This is a genomic window from Agromyces mediolanus (assembly GCF_044917495.1).
In the GTDB taxonomy this organism is placed as follows: Bacteria; Actinomycetota; Actinomycetes; order Actinomycetales; family Microbacteriaceae; genus Agromyces; species Agromyces mediolanus_B.
The window spans coordinates 22,401-36,724 of the sequence record NZ_JAVSSI010000019.1; the positions used below are offsets into that span (position 1 = coordinate 22,401).

Here is a 14,324-nt window from a genome sequence, read left to right on the forward strand (position 1 = left end):
AGAGGAACCAGCATGACCGTCGAGTTCGTCATCCAGTCCCAGCCCCTCGCCGCCGATCTCGGCGAGCCGGCGCCGAAGCCGACCGCGACCACGCCCGGCGTCGTCGAGGCGACGAGTCCGCTCTGGAGCGGGGGCGGCACCGAGGTCGGCTTCTGGGAGTGCTCGCCCGGCAGCTTCACGGCGCGTCGCGACGGGTACACCGAGATCTGCCAGATCCTCTCGGGCTCCGTGACCGTCGAGACGACGGGCGGGCAGCGGGCCACGATCGGCGCGGGCGACACGCTCGTCATGCCGAGCGGCTGGGAGGGCGTCTGGCACGTGCACGAGACCCTGCGGAAGACCTACATCACGATCGACGACTGAGCCGGGCCGCCGGGCCCGCCGGGCCGGATCCGGGCACGAGCCTCGGCACGAGCCGCACCAGCACGAGCAGCCCCACCAGCTCGACGAGCGTCTGCGTCACGACCGCGAGCGGGGCGATCGCGAGGCTCGCCGGCAGGGCGAGGGCGAGCGGCAGCACGACGAGCGAGTTCCGTGTGACGCCGCTGAACACCACGGCGCGGGTGCGCGGGACGTCGAGCCGGGTCATCCGTCCGGCGAGGATGCCGACGCCGAGCATGACCGCGAGGAATCCGACGTAGATCGGGACGAGCCGCGCGAGCGCGACGGCCTCGGCGCCGACCGCGCCGATCTGCGAGCCGACGACGACCGCGAGCGTCAGCATCAGCAGCGGCGTCATGCCGCCCGCCGCGATGCGCTCGAGCGTGCGGGCTGCGCGGTACCGGCGCGCCAGCAGCTGCACGGCGGCGGCCGCGGCGAGCGGCACGACGATGATCACGAGGAACGCCTCGAGGAACGGCCGAGCGTCGAGCAGCGCGAGCGCGCCGGGGCCCGCGAACAGCCAGAGGAATCCCGGCAGCAGCAGGAGCTGCAGCAGAATGAGCAGCGGAGTCGCGGCGAGCAGCCGGTCGCGGGCACCGCCGGCGAGGCCCGTGAACACGATGACGTAGTCGACGCACGGCGTGAGGAGCACGAGCAGCACGCCGAGGAGCAGCCCCCGGTCGTCGGCGACGACGCGCGAGAGCCCGAAGGCGACGAGCGGCGCCGCGACGAAGTTCACCAGCAGCACCGTGCCGAGGAAGCGCAGGTCGCGGAGCGTGCGCCCGATGCCGTCGATCGGCACGCCCAGGAACGTCGCGAACAGCAGCAGCGCCAGCACCGGGTTCGTCGCGGTCGCCAGGACCGGGGCGACGGCCGGCGCGGCGAGGCCGAGCGCGGCGCCGGCGAGGATGGCGAGCACGGCGAGCACGAGCTGGTGCCGGTCCCACCACTCGATCGCGCGCTGCACCGCTCCAGCCTAGGGAACGGGTGCGCAGCGGGCGGGCGGGCGGACGCGTCGTTCGCTGCCGCGCGCCGCGGCGCCGCGACGGCGGGCGGGCGGGATGCCTCCGCGCAGCCGTCTGCGCCACTTCGGCCGCGTTGCGCCAGTACAGGTGGCGCGTGGAGCACGAAGTGGCGCAGACGGTGCCCGCGATGCCGGAGCGACGCGGGACCGAGGCCGGGCCCGTCCGACTAGCGCTTCAGGTTCGTGAGCTCCTGCAGCACCTCGTCGCTCGTGGTGATGATCCGGGCGTTCGCCTGGAAACCGCGCTGCGCGATGATCAGGTTCGTGAACTCCTGCGAGAGGTCGACGTTCGACATCTCGAGGTAGCCGCTCGCGAGCTTGCCGTAGCCGGGGTCGCCCGCCGCGCCGAGCTCGACCGCGCCCGAGTTGGCCGTCGCCCGGTACGAGGAGTCGCCGGCCTTCTCGAGGCCGCCCGGGTTGACGAAGGTCGCGAGCGCGATGCGGCCGACGGCCTGCGTCGCGCCGTTCGAGAAGGTGCCGGTGATCGTGCCGTCCGGGCCGATCGAGTAGGCGTCGAGGGTGCCGGCGGGGCGGCCGTCCTGCCCGGCGACCTTCAGCGTGCTGAGGTCGGCGAAGCCGGTGACCCCGGCGAGGTCGATCGTCGCGCCCGCGACGGTGACCGAGGTGATGCCCGTCGGCTGCCCGTTCGCGAACGTCATCGCGCCGAGGTTCGTGCCGCCGGAGGCGACGTCCCAGCCGGTCGCGCTCCGGGTGAACTCGAGCGTGACGCTCGTCGCGGTGCCCGTGGCGTCGTACACGTCGATGTCGCGCACGATCTGCGTGCCGACGGCCGCGTCGTCGGGCAGGTTGCCGGTGAAGCGCACCGAGGTGGTCGGCACGGCCGGCGCGACGACGCCGCGGGGGAGGGTGATGTTCTGCAGCCCGCCGCCCTGGTTGACGACGCCGTTCTGCGCCATCCAGCCCTGCACGAAGCCGCCGTTCGGCGTCACGAGCCGGCCCTGCGCGTCGAAGTCGAACGCGCCCGCGCGGGTGTACAGCGTCTCGCCGCCTGCGTTCACGACGAAGAAGCCGTCGCCCGAGATCATCAGGTCGCTCGCGCGACCGGTGGCCTGCGCGGAGCCCTGGGTGAAGTTCGTGCTGATGCCGGCGATCTGCACGCCGAGGCCGATCTGGGCGGGGTTCGTGCCGCCGATGGCGGCGCCGGGTGCGCCGCCGCCCTGGATGAGCTGCGACAGCGTGTCCTGGAACTGCGTCGCCGAGCCCTTGAACCCGGTGGTGTTGACGTTGGCGATGTTGTTGCCGGTGACGTCGAGCATGGTCTGGTGGGCGCGGAGTCCGGAGATCCCGGAGAACATCGAGCGGAGCACGGTGGCGTCCTTTCGGTCGTGCGCAGGTGCGCTGGGTCGGTCGTGGTGGTCGGCGGCGTCGCGGGCGGATGCCGCGGCGGGGTCAGGTGCGGACGGCGGAGAGCTTGTCGAGTGCGACGGACACGCCGCCGACGTCGACGGTCGGGATCGGGCCGGCGAAGGAGACGGAACCCGCGACGCCCTTCACGGTCTTGCCGTCGGCGTCGAGGTACTCCACCTCCTTGCCGATCAGGGCGGCCGCGGCGGTGCGCATCTGCAGGGAGAACGACTCCTCCTGCCGCTTCGACAGCGCCGTCAGCTGCTCCATCGTGGCGAGCTGCGTGGTCTGCCCGATCATGGCGTTCGTGTCCATGGGCGAGCTGGGGTCCTGGTTCGCGAGCTGGGTGACGAGCAGCTTCAGGAACAGCTCGCCGTCCATCTCCTGCTTCGGCCGGCGCGTCGCGACCTGGCCGGTGTACATGCTCGTGCCGGCGCTGCCGGCGGTCGCGTTCACGGAATCGACGGTCATCCGGTGCCTCCTAGGCGATCACGTCGAGGCCGGTGCCGAGCGGCATCGGTCCGGTGGGGACGGGGGTCGGGGCGAGCGGGCGCGGGGTCGTCGCCGACGCCTGGCGCCGGTCCTCGGCGGTGCCGCCGCTGCGGGCGTCGTCGCCGGGCTCACGCCCGCCCTCGCGGTTCTGCGGGGCGAGGTCGAGCGAACCGGAGAGGCCCGCGGCGGCGCCGTCGCGGCGGAGGTCGCCGAGCGCCTGGCGGAGCGCCTCCCGGCCGGCGTCGCTCGGCGCGTGCAGTTCGACGCGGACGTGCCCGTCGGCGCCGACGACGGCGCGCACGGTGACGGGGCCGAACTCCTCGGGGGCGACGCGCACCGAGACGAGGTGCTCGCCGGGGCCGCGGCGGGCGAGGGAGACGAGGTGCCCGCCGAGCTGCTCGGCGAGCGGCGGGGCGGTCACGGGGGACGCGGAGGCCGCAGTCGCGGGAGCAGCCGCCGGAGCCGCGGCGGTCGGCGCGGTCGGGGCGACGGGTGCCGCCGCGGGAACGGTCGGGGCGGATGCCGCGGCCGATGCGGTGCCCTCGCTCCGCGGTGCCCCGATCGAGGCGGCTGCGGCGGCCGGCGCGGACGCGGCGGGCGTGGTCGAGGCATCGCTCGCGGGCGACGGCGCGGTCGTGGACGGGTCGACGCGAGCGGATGCCGGAGCGGCATGTTCGGGGCCGGCGGCCGCCGCGGCCGCACCGGGTCCGCTCGGCTCGGTCGCGGGCTCGTCGGGGGAGGTCGCCGTTCCCGCGGCGGGGCGGATGCCCGTCGGCGTACCGTCGGCGCCGTCGGGGTTCGTGCCCCCGCCCGCACCGGAGCCGGGGTGACCGGCGCCGTCGCCGGGCGCGGCACCGGGCGCGACGCTCCCGCTCGGCTCGCCCGCCGACGGGGCCGTCGAGCCGACGGCCTGCGCTGCGGCACCGCCGGCGGCTGCGGCGGCAGTACCGGCACCTGCGCCGGCCGGGGCATCCGCGTCGCCGGTGCCGCCTGCGCCCGGGGCGAGCCCGCCCTCGACCGGGTCGTCCCCGATCGCGCCGGGCAGCGACGGCGAGAGTGCCGTCGCCGGAACGGGGGTCGGGGTCGCCGGGGCGAACGCCGCGGGCAGTGCCGCGGCGACGGCGGGGTCGAGGGCGGCGTCGCCGGGCGCCGGATCCCCGGTGCCGGTGCCGGCGGCGCCGTCGGAGCCCGGGCCGGTGCTGGTGCCGGTGCCGGGCGCCCCGCTCGAGGCATCCGTCGGCTGCGCCGTTCCCGCGACGCCCGCGAGCGCGGCCGCGAAGCCGCCGTCGCCGCTCGACGCCGTGCCGTTCGACGCGCCGCCTTGGCGGGCGGCGGGTGCCGGCGCGGGCAGCGCCGGGGCGATGGCGGTCACGCCGCGCTCCGGAGGATCGCCTGCAGCTGCGCCGCGGCGACGAGATCGCCCAGTCCGCCCGAGCCCAGTCCGCCCGAGGCCTGGGCGCCGGAGCCGAGCGCGCCGCCGAGACCGGAACCGAGGCCGGAGCCGAGCGCGCCGCCGAGCCCCGAGCCGAGCCCCGCCCCGAGCCCGCCCGCGGCGCCCGCGCCGCCGAGGCCGAGTAGGGCGCTGAGCATGCCGGCCGTGCCGAGCCCGCCCGAGGAGGCCAGCAGCGCCTGCAGCTGCGCCGCGACGTCCGCGCCGCCGAGCGCACCGATGCCGGACGAACCGGCGCCGAGCCCCGCCGTCGACGCCGACGCGGGCGCGGCCGCGGCGGGCTGCCCCGCGTCGGGCACCACCCGGCGGATCGTCAGCACGTCGGACTCGTCGAGGTAGTTCTTCTGGTACGAGACCGTGCGGCCCTCGTACGGCGCGTGCACGATCATCCCGTCGCCCGCGTAGATGACGACGTGGTCGGCGTTGTTCGTGATGATGAGGTCGCCCGGCTGCGCCTGCGCCATCGACGGCACCTCGACGCCGAGGTCGGTCTGCAGCGAGACGCGGCGCTCCGCGTCGATGCCGAACTTCGCGAGCACCTGCTGCACGAGGCCCGAGCAGTCGACGCCGGAGCGGTCGTTGCCGCCGAGCACGTAGGGCACGCCCACCCAGGTCTTCGCCTCGGCGACGAGGTCCTCGCCGGTCACCCCCTGGGCGACCGGGCCGCCCTGCCCGAGCGAGGCGCGGGGCGCAGCGTCCGCGCCGGTGGTGCCGTTCGCGCCGAGCGCCGCGAGCAGCGCCTGGGCGAAGGCGGTGCCGTCGCTCGCGGCGAGCTGGCGGCCCTGCAGCGCGGCGACGGTCTGGCTGATCTCCTGCATCCGGGCGACGGCGTCGACGGCGGCCATCACTCCTCCCCTCCGCGAACGGCACGACCGCTCGCGATCTCGTCCAGTCGGTTCTGCTCGACGCGGAGCTCGGTCTCGAGCTCCGCCTCGGCGTGGGCGGCCTCCATGCGCTCGAGCGTGCGCACGCGACGGCGCGCCTCGTCGTGCGTGAGCTTCGCCTCGTCGACCTCGGCCTCGAGCAGCGTGCTCGCGGCGAGGAGCTCGGCGAGCATCGCCTCGCTCGAGGCCCGCGCCGCGGCGATCGCCCGGAGCGTCTCGAGCTGGGTGCCCGGCTCGCCGTACGCGGACAGCTCGCGCTGCGCGCGGGCCCGGAGCGCTTCGCTGTCGCGCAGCTTCGCGGTGCGGGAGGCGAGCACGCTCGCGGTGCGCTCCTCCTGCACCCGCCGCACCCGCAGCAGGCCGTCCAAGCGGAATCCCTTCATGCCGCGGCACCTCCGATCGCAGTGACGAGCGCCGCGAGCGCGGCGGTGGTCTGCTCCAGCGGCGTCGACTCCCCGAGTCGCTGACCGAGGAAGGCGTCGATCGCCTGCTCGTTCGCGATCGCCGCGTCGACGAGCGGGTTCGCGCCGGGCTGGTAGGCGCCGACATCGATGAGGTCCTGCGCCTGCGTGCGCGCCGCGAGGGCCCGCCGGAGCGCGGCCGCGTCGGCGAGCTCGGCCGGCGGCGTGATCCGCCCGGCGACGCGCGACACCGAGCCGAGCACGTCGACGGCGGGGTACCGCCCCGACACGGCGATCCGGCGGTCGAGCACGACGTGCCCGTCGAGCAGCGAGCGGGCCTGGTCGGCGATGGGCTCGTTGTGGTCGTCGCCGTCGACGAGGACGGTGTAGAGGCCGGTGACCGAGCCGCTCGTGCCGGCTCCGGCGCGCTCGAGCAGCCGCGCGAGCAGCGCGAAGGTCGACGGCGGGTAGCCGCGGGTGGCGGGCGGCTCGCCCGCCGAGAGCCCGACCTCGCGCTGCGCCATCGCGACGCGGGTGAGGGAGTCCATCATCAGCACCACGTGGGCGCCGCGCTCGCGCTCGTGCTCCGCGATGCGCGTGGCGAGCTGCGCGGCCCGCAACCGCATCGGCGCCGGCTCATCGGCGGTCGCGACGACCACGACCGAGCGGGCGAGGCCCGCGGGACCGAGATCGTCCTCGAGGAACTCGCGCACCTCGCGCCCGCGCTCGCCGATGAGCGCGATCACGGAGATCTCCGCCTCCGAGCCGCGGGCGATCATCGAGAGGAGCGTCGACTTGCCGACGCCCGAGCCGGCGAAGAGGCCGAGGCGCTGGCCGCGGCCGAGGGGCACGAGCGCGTCGAGCACGCGCACGCCGGTCTGCAGGCGTCGGTCGATGCGGGCGCGGTCGAGCGGCGGCGGGGACGGATGCCGGAGCGGCACCTGCGCCTCGGCGCGGATCGGGCCGCGGCCGTCGATGGGCCGGCCGAGTCCGTCGACGACGCGGCCGAGGAGCCCGCGGCCGACGGGGGCCGTCGCGGTGCCCGCCACGCGCTGCACCGGCAGGCCGACGGCGGGCGCGTCGAGCGGGGTGAGGAGCATGCAGGATGCCGCGCCGGGCCGCACGGCGACGACCTCCGCGGACGCCCCGCCGAGCTCGACCACCTCGCCGACGGCGAGCGGGAGCCCCTCCACCTCGAGAGCGAGGCCGACGGCGCTGCGCACCCGGCCGAGGCGTGCGGGACGCGCCGCCCGGAGCGCGTCGCGGAAGGCCGGTGCCTCGAGCAGCGTCGTCATGGCGCCTCCTCGAGCGAGCGCCGCACGCGGTCGATCGCGGTCGAGATGCGGGCGTCGACGAGCCCGTCGGGGAGCTCCGCGACGGCGTTCCCCGGGGCGAGCGAGGCGTCCGCGAGGAGCTCGACGCCCTCGGGGGCGGCCGCTGCGACGCGGGCGAGCGCGGCCGGATGCATCCGGACCCGCACGACGAGCGCCGCGTCGTCGTGGTCGAGCGCGCGGCGGAGCGCCGCCCGGGCGGCGCCGTCGGGGTCGGCGGCGAGCTCCGCCCCGAGGAGCGTCTCGGCGAGGGCGAGCGCGCCCGCCGCGAGCTGCCGCTCCGCCTCGGCGAGCACGGGCAGCGCGGCGGCCCCGATCGCGGTCCGGGCGATGACGAGCGCCTCGATCGCGGCCCGGTGCTCGGCCGCACGACGGGCCTCTCGCTCGGCGGCCTCGGCGGCGAGCGCCGTCAGCAGCCGCTCGCGCTCGGCCTCGGTGCGGCGCCGGGCGTCGGCGAGCCCCCGGGCGAAGCCGCGTTCCTCGGCCGCGGCATCCGCCTCCCCCGGGCGTCCGATCCGCGGGAAGTCGATGGTGCCGAAGGCGGCGTCACGAGACGAACTCATCGGCATCCCCTCGCTGCACGGTGATGCGGCCCTCCTCGGCGAGCTCGCGGATGGTGCGCACGAGCTCCGAGCGCGCCTCCTCGACCTGCGACAGGCGGACCTGGCCGAGCAGCTCGACCTCGGAGTCGAGCAGCTCCCGGTTGCGCTCCGACAGGTTGTGCCGGATCTTCTCCTCGACGGCGGGCGGGGCGCCGCGCAGCGCGAGCGCGAGCACGCCCATGTCGATGCCGCGCACGATGAGCTGCACGTCGCGGTCCTCGAAGCGCACGAGGTCGGTGAAGGTCAGCAGGCGGCTGCGCACCTCGGCGGCGAGCTCCGGGTTCCGCTGCTCGAGCGCCTCGAGCACGGCCTTCTCGGTCGCGACCGGGGCGCGGTTGATGATGTCGACGAGCGGCTGCACGCCGCCCGTCACCTCGGCCGCGCTCCGCGGCGAGATCATCGAGGCGGCGCGGGACTTCAGCACCTGCGACACGATCGCGACGGCCGCGGGGGTCGCGCTCGAGAGCCCGGCGATGCACTCGGCCACGTCGGCGCGGCGCGGGTCGGGCAGGGCGGCGAGGATGTTCGAGGCCTGCGCGGTGCGCAGGTGCGTGAGCACGAGCGCCACGGTCTCGGCCATCTCCGCCTCGAGCAGCGAGATGACCTGCGTCGGCTCGGCCGCGTCGAGGAACTCGAAGGAGCGCCCGGCGAGCGAGGAGGCGACGCGGTTCATCACACCGGTGGCGCGCTCGCTGCCGAACGAGGACTCGAGGAGCCCCTCGGCGACGTCGAGCCCGCCGCGCGCGGCGAGGCGCCCGCGCATCGCGAGCTCGTGGAACTCGGCGATCGCGTGATCCGCCGCGTCGAGGTCGACCCGCTGCAGGCGGATGATCTCGGCGGCGATCTCCTCCGCCTCCGTCTCGCTGAACTCCTTCAGGAGTGCGGCCGCCTGGTCGCGCTCGAGGTTCATCAGCACGAGGGCGACCTTCTGGGCGCCCGTCATCGTCGCGGCGTCGTTCACCCGGCGCTCCGATCATCGAGCATGGCGCGGAGCAGCTTCGCGGTGCGCTCGGGGTCCTGCTGGGCCATCCGGGCGATGTCGCTGCGCCGGCTCTCGGCCGGGTCGGGGCCGATCGGCTCCGTCGGCGCGGTGAGGGCGATGGGCTCGGGCGCGGACTCCAGCACCTGCGTGTAGTGCGGCACCGCCTCCTCGAGCTCGAGCGGCTCGCGCCGGGGCCGGAGGCGGCGGGCGATGATGATCGCGCCGACGATGCCGACGACGAGCGTCACGAGGGCGATGGCGCCCCAGCGGATGAGCTCGGCGATGCGGTCCTGCTCGGCCTGCGCCTCCGCGGAGCGGAGCGCCTCGGTGGCCCGCTCGGAGTCGGCGGTGCTGAAGTCGACGAGCTCGACGTTCACGGCGTCGCCGCGCTGCCGGTCGATGCCGGCGGCGGCGGCCACGAGGTCCTGGATCGCGGTCGAGGAGAGGCCCTTCGCCGCGCCGCGGTCGATCGCGACCGAGACGGTCTGCCGTGCGACGGCGCCGGCCGGGATGCTGCGGGTCTCGGTGACCTTGTCGACCGCGTTGTTCTGCACCCGCTGCTCGGAGGTGTAGGTGCCGTCGCCGCCGTTCCCGCCGGGGACGGCGATGTTGTCGGGGCCGAGCACGCCGGCCTGGGCGCCGCCCGTACCGGTGTAGGTCTCCGTGTTCACGGACTCGTTCAGCGCGGGGGTGTCCTCGGCGCCCTCGAAGCGCTCGGTCGTGACCTCGGCCGATTCGTCACTGATCGTCGCGGCGACCGCGACGCTCGAGTTGCCCGAGCCGACGATACGGTCGAGCATCTGCTGCACGGCCGCGGTGGTGCGGGTCTCGTAGTCGGCGGCGCGGGTCTCCGCCCCGCCGGAGGCGCCGACGCCGACCGCGGAGAGCACGTTGCCGTCGGCGTCGACGACCGCCACGTCCTCGGCCTTCATGCCCTCGATCGCGGCGCTCGTGAGGTGCGTGATCGCGTTCACCTGCGTCGTCGAGAGGGTGCTGCCCGCCTCGGTCTCGATGAAGACGGATGCCGTGGGGTCGACCTTCTCCGAGACGAACACGGTCTCCTCGGGCAGCGCGAGCTGCACGGAGGCGGAGCGGACGCCCTTCATCGCCTTGATGGTGGCGGCGAGCTCGCCCTCGATGGCCCGCTTGTAGGTCACCGACTGCTGGAACGACGACGTCGTCATGCCGAGGTCGTCGAGCAGGGCGTAGCCGCCGCCGTCCGAGTTCGCGGGGAGCCCGGCGGAGGCGGCCTTGATGCGCTCCTCGTAGACGACCTGCTCGGGCACGAGCACCGTGGTGCCGCCGTCGGCGAGCTCGTAGGGGACGTTGCCCGAGCGGAGCTGCTCGACGACGGCGCTCGCGTCGGAGCCGGAGAGCCCGCTGAACAGGGGCGTGTACGAGGGCTTCGTGAGCCAGGCGGCGAGGCCGACGACGCCGAGCACGAGGAGCCCGACGGCGAGCACCGCGAGCACCCGCTGCGCGGTGCTGAACCCGCCGATGAACGCGCCGATCCGCGCGAGCCCGGCCTTCACGGGGGCGGGCATCAGGCCTGCATCCGCATGATCTCGTTGAACGCCTCGACGCCCTTGTTGCGCACGGCGGCGACGAGCTCGAGCGTGACGGCCGCGCGCGAGGAGGCGAGCGTGGCCTGGTGGATGTCGGTGAGGTCGCCCGTGACGGCCTTCAGCGCGAGCGTCTTCGACTCCGCCTGCAGGGCCTGAGCGCCGTCGACCGCGCCGAGCACGCCCGCGAACGCGGCGCCGCCGGTGCCCGGGGTGCCTGCCGTGGTGGTCGCGTCGGGGTCGAGGTAGCCGCTCTGCGCCACGGCCTCGACGCCCGACTGCACGCCGTTCACTCCGGGGATGGGCATCAGCTGCGTCCGATCTGCAGGGCCGACATGTACGTCTCGCGGGCCCGGTCGACGACCGCGGCGTTCGCCTGGTAGCCGCGCTGGGCCATGATGAGCGAGCCCATCTGGCTGGAGAGGTCGATGTCGGGGTAGCGCACGTAGCCCTCGGCGTCGGCGAGCGGGTGCTCCGGCTCGTAGACCATGCGGCCCTCGGCATCCCCGTAGGCGGCGCCCTGCACGTAGACGCCCGAGGTGCCCTCGCCCGCCTGGGCGATGACGTAGCGGGCCTGGAAGGCGTCGCCGTTCGTCGGGGCCGCCGTGTTGATGTTGGCGAGGTTGTCCGACACCGCGTCGAGCCACTTGCGGTGCACGGTGAGGGCGGAGCCGGCGATGCCGATCGCGTCGAAGGTCATGGGGTCCTCCGGGTCATCCGTTGGTGCGCATCGCGGTGCGCAGCGAGGTGAATTGGCCGTTCGCGGCCTGCGCGGCGAACTGGTATCGCAGCACGGTGTCGATGTTGGAGAGGGTCTCGGTGTCGAGGTTGACGTTGTTGCCGTTGAGCTTCGTCGGCTCGAGCGAGTTCTGCGTGGTGGGCCGGACGCGGCCGTCGCCCGCCTCGATGGAGGCGGCCAGGGCGTCTTCGAACTGGACGCGCTTGGCCGTGTAGAACGGCGTGTTCACGTTCGCGATGTTGTTCGCGATCGCCCGCTGGCGCTCGGCGAGGCCGTCGAGCGCGCTCGCGAGGGCGAGCGAGGAGACGGATTCGAGCACGATCCTCCAAGAGTGCGTGGTGGGGGCCGATCCGTGGCGTCGTCTCGAGCGATCCGTGCTCGGGATTCACTCTCGGTCGCGGGCGACGCCCCCGTTAGGTGCGCCGGCGCTCCGGGTGCTGCCGGTGTTCCGGGTGCTGCCGGGTTCCCGGTCCTGCCGGGTTCCGGGTGCTGCCGGGCTCCGGGCCCTGCCCCTGCACCACCGGCACCCCACCCCGCGGGAGGAGATTCGCGCGTCGGGAGGATGCCCGGGCCGTAACCAGCCCTCCCCGCGCCACGATCTCCTCCCGCGGGGGAGGGGAGTGCGCGCGGGAGTAGGGGAGTGCGGGCGGGGAGGGGAATGCGGGCGGGGTAGGGGAGTGCGAGTGGGGAGTGCGGGCGGGGAGAGCCGGGGCGGGCAGAGAGCCAGGGCGGGCAGTGCGGCGCGGCTATGCGGTCGCGTCGAGGAACGCGGGGCGCGCCGCGGATGCCGTGGAGGATGCCGCGGCCCCCGCCGCCCCGAGCCTGGCGAGTTCGGCGGCGGTGTCGTCGCGGTCGCGGCGCAGCTCGGCGGCGCGCGCGTCGATCCGCGCGCGCAGGGCGGCGGCCCGGGCGGCGAGTTCGGCGGGCAGCCGGTCCAGTCCGGCGGGCTCAGGGAGCGCGACGGGGCCGTCGACCGCGAGCGCCAGTTCCAGTTCGTCGAGCCAGGCGGTCCAGGGGTCGGGCGACGGCGGCTCCGAGGCGGCCGCCCCCAATGCGGCCGTCTCCGAGTCCGTCCCTGCGCCGGCATCCGGCGTCCCGGCGGGAGTCCCCGCGCCGCCATCCGGCGTCCCGGCGGGAGTCCCCGCGCCGCCATCCGGCATCCGACCGGCGCCGTCCGGCATCCGACCGCCGCTGTCCGGCGTCCCGGCGTCAGCCGACACGCGCGATCCCGCCCACCGGTGCGGCGACCGGCATCGCGGCCGCCTCGTGCCACGCCTGCCGGAGCGGTTCGAGCCGCGCCTGGCACTCGCGGGTGAGCGTCACGTCGCGGGAGATGTTCGCCCGCACGAGCGACTGGTACACGTAGTCGTAGATCGCCATGAGCCGGCTCGCGCCGTCCCAGACGCGCACGTCGAGGGTGCGCTGCAGCTCGCTCACGATGTCCTGCGCGTGCAGCAGCTGCGCGCTCGCCTCGGCCCACTGCTCGGCGAGCTGCGCCTGCTCGGCGCGATCGAGGTCGAGGAGCAGCCGGTCGTAGAGCATCGTGAGCAACTGCGCCGGACTCGCCGAGAGGATGGCGGTGCGCTGGTAGTCGTTCAGCCGATCGGTCATGCCGGCTCCTTCCGGGCGGGGGTCACTTGTTCGAGTTCGACCAGGTGGGCAGGTTCGCGAGCTGCGACGCGAGGTAGTCCGACTGCTTGTTCATGCTGCTGAGCGCGACCTCGAGCGCCGTGTAGGTGCGCTTCAGCGTCGATTCGCGCTGCTCGAGGCGGCGCGTCCACGACTCGATCTGCTTGTCGAGGTCGGCGATCGTCGACTGGCGGCCCTGGATCTGCTTCGTCAGCAGCCCGTCGAAGCGGTCGGAGTAGCGGTCGCTCACGTCCTCGACGCGACTCGCGACCGTGGCGAAGGCCGTGCGCACCGCGTCGGGGTTCGTCTCGAGCGCCTTCTGGAACTTCTCGGCGTCGAACTCGAGCTCGCCGTCCTTCGAGACGCTGATGCCGAAGGGGGAGATCGAGGTGCCGGCGACGGGCGCCTGGATGGCCGAGACGAGCGCCTGGCGCAGGGTGCGGATGTTCGAGTCGCTCGTGAAGCTGCCGACGACCGTGATGGGGTTGCCCGAGGCATCCGTCGACTTCGCCGTCGCCGACTTGGCGTCGATGAAGGCGAGCAGGTCCTTGACCTTGTCGAGGAACGCCTGGGCGGCGGTCGCGGACGACTTCGTGTCGGGGTCGATCCCGATCGTGACGGGCGCGGACGTGACCTTCGAGATCGTGACGTCGACGCCGGGCAGGAGGTCGGTGAAGGTGTTCTTGGCGCTCGTCAGCTGCTGCTCGGCCGCGGTGCCGGCGAAGAGGGTGACCTGCGCGTCGACGCCCTGGCGCAGGAGCGCCGCACCGGGCTGGTCGGTCAGCTCGGTCGCGGTGCCGGCGTCGACGTCGGCCTCGCTGCCGATGAAGACGCGGAAGGATGCCGCGGCGCCGGTCTCGGTCGAGGCGAGCTGGAGGCGGGACAGCGCGGCGCCGCCGCCGTCGGTGCCGGCCTGGATGCGGGTGGCGCGGATGCCGAGCTCCGCGTTGTTCACGGCGCGGGCGACGTCCTCGATGGAGCTGCTGCTCGCGACGACCTGGGTGCGGGTGCCGTCGGGGCGCACGATCGTGAGCACGGGCGGCACGCCGGGCAGGCTCGGCATCGCCGCGGAGACCATGACGTGCGCGCTCGCGACGCGGGTGACCGTGAGGTCGATGCCGCCCGCAGCGGCGCCGGGGCGGGTCGCGACGGTGACGGAGGGGTCGGAGCTCGTGGTCGTGAACTTCGACAGCGCGTCGGGCTTCCCCGCGGCCTGGGCGAGCTCCATGAGCGCCGCGAGCCGGGTGTTCAGCGACTGCATGTCGGTGACGATCGTGGAGGCCTTGGCCTTGTTCTGCACGAGGAGGGTGCGCGGCGCGGCCTCGGCGGCCATGAGCTTCGCGATGAGCTCGGTGGTGTTGAGGCCGCTCACGAGGCCGTCGAGGGAGATCCCCATGCGTTGCTCCTTGCGGTCGTCGTGCGGGCTCGGGTCCTGCGGTGGTGCGGGTGGTGCGGGTGGAACGGGACGAACCCGGCGGTGAC

At 74.9% G+C, this 14,324-nt stretch carries 17 protein-coding genes; 1 reads left to right on the top strand and 16 read right to left on the bottom strand.

Annotated elements, in window-relative coordinates; translation table 11 throughout:
* The first annotated feature begins 12 nt into the window (after positions 1-12).
* Positions 13-363: a cupin domain-containing protein gene (locus ROT00_RS17535; RefSeq protein WP_404776325.1), complete on the top strand. Its 351-nt coding sequence runs from the start codon at positions 13-15 to the stop codon at positions 361-363.
* Here the strand turns inward: ROT00_RS17535 and ROT00_RS17540 are convergent.
* From ROT00_RS17540 to fliD, 16 genes are all read right to left on the bottom strand, one after another.
* On the bottom strand, positions 347-1,348 hold the full coding sequence (locus ROT00_RS17540; RefSeq protein WP_404776326.1) for a bile acid:sodium symporter: 1,002 nt from the start codon (positions 1,346-1,348) through the stop codon (positions 347-349). The two genes, ROT00_RS17535 and ROT00_RS17540, sit on opposite strands and share 17 nt — an antisense overlap.
* Before the next feature lie 224 nt (positions 1,349-1,572).
* Positions 1,573-2,733 (bottom strand): flagellar hook protein FlgE, encoded by a 1,161-nt coding sequence (locus ROT00_RS17545; RefSeq protein WP_404776327.1) that lies wholly within the window; start codon positions 2,731-2,733, stop codon positions 1,573-1,575.
* Positions 2,734-2,815: 82 nt separating this feature from the next.
* Entirely contained in the window at positions 2,816-3,241 is a 426-nt protein-coding gene (locus ROT00_RS17550) for a flagellar hook assembly protein FlgD (protein ID WP_404776328.1), read from the bottom strand.
* 10 nt (positions 3,242-3,251) lie between these two features.
* The gene (locus ROT00_RS17555) at positions 3,252-4,634 is read right to left on the bottom strand and encodes a flagellar hook-length control protein FliK (RefSeq protein WP_404776329.1); all 1,383 of its coding nucleotides are present in this window, start codon (positions 4,632-4,634) and stop codon (positions 3,252-3,254) included.
* Entirely contained in the window at positions 4,631-5,557 is a 927-nt protein-coding gene (locus tag ROT00_RS17560; RefSeq protein ID WP_404776330.1) for a C40 family peptidase, read from the bottom strand. The genes ROT00_RS17555 and ROT00_RS17560 overlap by 4 nt, the downstream gene beginning before the upstream one ends.
* A complete protein-coding gene (locus tag ROT00_RS17565; protein ID WP_404776331.1) occupies positions 5,557-5,979 on the bottom strand; it encodes a flagellar FliJ family protein in 423 nt (140 codons plus the stop codon). Before ROT00_RS17565 ends, ROT00_RS17560 begins: the two co-directional genes overlap by 1 nt.
* Entirely contained in the window at positions 5,976-7,292 is a 1,317-nt protein-coding gene (locus ROT00_RS17570; RefSeq protein ID WP_404776332.1) for a FliI/YscN family ATPase, read from the bottom strand. The genes ROT00_RS17565 and ROT00_RS17570 overlap by 4 nt, the downstream gene beginning before the upstream one ends.
* The gene (locus tag ROT00_RS17575) at positions 7,289-7,891 is read right to left on the bottom strand and encodes a FliH/SctL family protein (protein ID WP_404776333.1); all 603 of its coding nucleotides are present in this window, start codon (positions 7,889-7,891) and stop codon (positions 7,289-7,291) included. The genes ROT00_RS17570 and ROT00_RS17575 overlap by 4 nt, the downstream gene beginning before the upstream one ends.
* On the bottom strand, positions 7,875-8,891 hold the full coding sequence (fliG, locus tag ROT00_RS17580; protein ID WP_404776334.1) for a flagellar motor switch protein FliG: 1,017 nt from the start codon (positions 8,889-8,891) through the stop codon (positions 7,875-7,877). Before fliG ends, ROT00_RS17575 begins: the two co-directional genes overlap by 17 nt.
* Positions 8,888-10,456, bottom strand: a complete 1,569-nt coding sequence (gene fliF / locus ROT00_RS17585) for a flagellar basal-body MS-ring/collar protein FliF (RefSeq protein WP_404776335.1) — start codon at positions 10,454-10,456, stop codon at positions 8,888-8,890. Before fliF ends, fliG begins: the two co-directional genes overlap by 4 nt.
* Positions 10,456-10,782, bottom strand: coding sequence for a flagellar hook-basal body complex protein FliE (fliE, locus tag ROT00_RS17590; RefSeq protein WP_404776336.1), 327 nt, complete (start codon positions 10,780-10,782; stop codon positions 10,456-10,458). The genes fliF and fliE overlap by 1 nt, the downstream gene beginning before the upstream one ends.
* A complete protein-coding gene (locus ROT00_RS17595) occupies positions 10,782-11,174 on the bottom strand; it encodes a flagellar basal body rod protein FlgC (RefSeq protein ID WP_404776337.1) in 393 nt (130 codons plus the stop codon). Before ROT00_RS17595 ends, fliE begins: the two co-directional genes overlap by 1 nt.
* Positions 11,175-11,187: 13 nt before the next feature.
* Positions 11,188-11,532: a flagellar basal body rod protein FlgB gene (locus ROT00_RS17600; RefSeq protein WP_404776338.1), complete on the bottom strand. Its 345-nt coding sequence runs from the start codon at positions 11,530-11,532 to the stop codon at positions 11,188-11,190.
* A gap of 427 nt (positions 11,533-11,959) precedes the next feature.
* Complete coding sequence (locus tag ROT00_RS17605) at positions 11,960-12,433, bottom strand: hypothetical protein (RefSeq protein WP_404776339.1); 474 nt, start codon at positions 12,431-12,433, stop codon at positions 11,960-11,962.
* Positions 12,423-12,824: a flagellar export chaperone FliS gene (fliS, locus tag ROT00_RS17610; protein WP_404776340.1), complete on the bottom strand. Its 402-nt coding sequence runs from the start codon at positions 12,822-12,824 to the stop codon at positions 12,423-12,425. Before fliS ends, ROT00_RS17605 begins: the two co-directional genes overlap by 11 nt.
* 22 nt (positions 12,825-12,846) lie before the next feature.
* Positions 12,847-14,238 carry a flagellar filament capping protein FliD gene (gene fliD / locus ROT00_RS17615; protein WP_404776341.1) on the bottom strand — a complete coding sequence of 464 codons (1,392 nt, stop codon included), beginning with the start codon at positions 14,236-14,238 and terminating at the stop codon, positions 12,847-12,849.
* Positions 14,239-14,324: the final 86 nt, after the last annotated feature.

Coding starts and splice junctions, on each gene's coding strand:
- ROT00_RS17550 (WP_404776328.1), bottom strand. CDS start 3,241: ATGACCGTCGATTCCGTGAACGCGACCGCCGGCAGCGCCGGCACGAGC.
- ROT00_RS17595 (WP_404776337.1), bottom strand. CDS start 11,174: ATGACCTTCGACGCGATCGGCATCGCCGGCTCCGCCCTCACCGTGCAC.
- ROT00_RS17560 (WP_404776330.1), bottom strand. CDS start 5,557: ATGGCCGCCGTCGACGCCGTCGCCCGGATGCAGGAGATCAGCCAGACC.
- ROT00_RS17570 (WP_404776332.1), bottom strand. CDS start 7,292: ATGACGACGCTGCTCGAGGCACCGGCCTTCCGCGACGCGCTCCGGGCG.
- ROT00_RS17575 (WP_404776333.1), bottom strand. CDS start 7,891: ATGAGTTCGTCTCGTGACGCCGCCTTCGGCACCATCGACTTCCCGCGG.
- fliS (WP_404776340.1), bottom strand. CDS start 12,824: ATGACCGATCGGCTGAACGACTACCAGCGCACCGCCATCCTCTCGGCG.
- fliE (WP_404776336.1), bottom strand. CDS start 10,782: ATGCCCATCCCCGGAGTGAACGGCGTGCAGTCGGGCGTCGAGGCCGTG.
- ROT00_RS17565 (WP_404776331.1), bottom strand. CDS start 5,979: ATGAAGGGATTCCGCTTGGACGGCCTGCTGCGGGTGCGGCGGGTGCAG.
- ROT00_RS17535 (WP_404776325.1), top strand. CDS start 13: ATGACCGTCGAGTTCGTCATCCAGTCCCAGCCCCTCGCCGCCGATCTC.
- fliD (WP_404776341.1), bottom strand. CDS start 14,238: ATGGGGATCTCCCTCGACGGCCTCGTGAGCGGCCTCAACACCACCGAG.
- fliF (WP_404776335.1), bottom strand. CDS start 10,456: ATGCCCGCCCCCGTGAAGGCCGGGCTCGCGCGGATCGGCGCGTTCATC.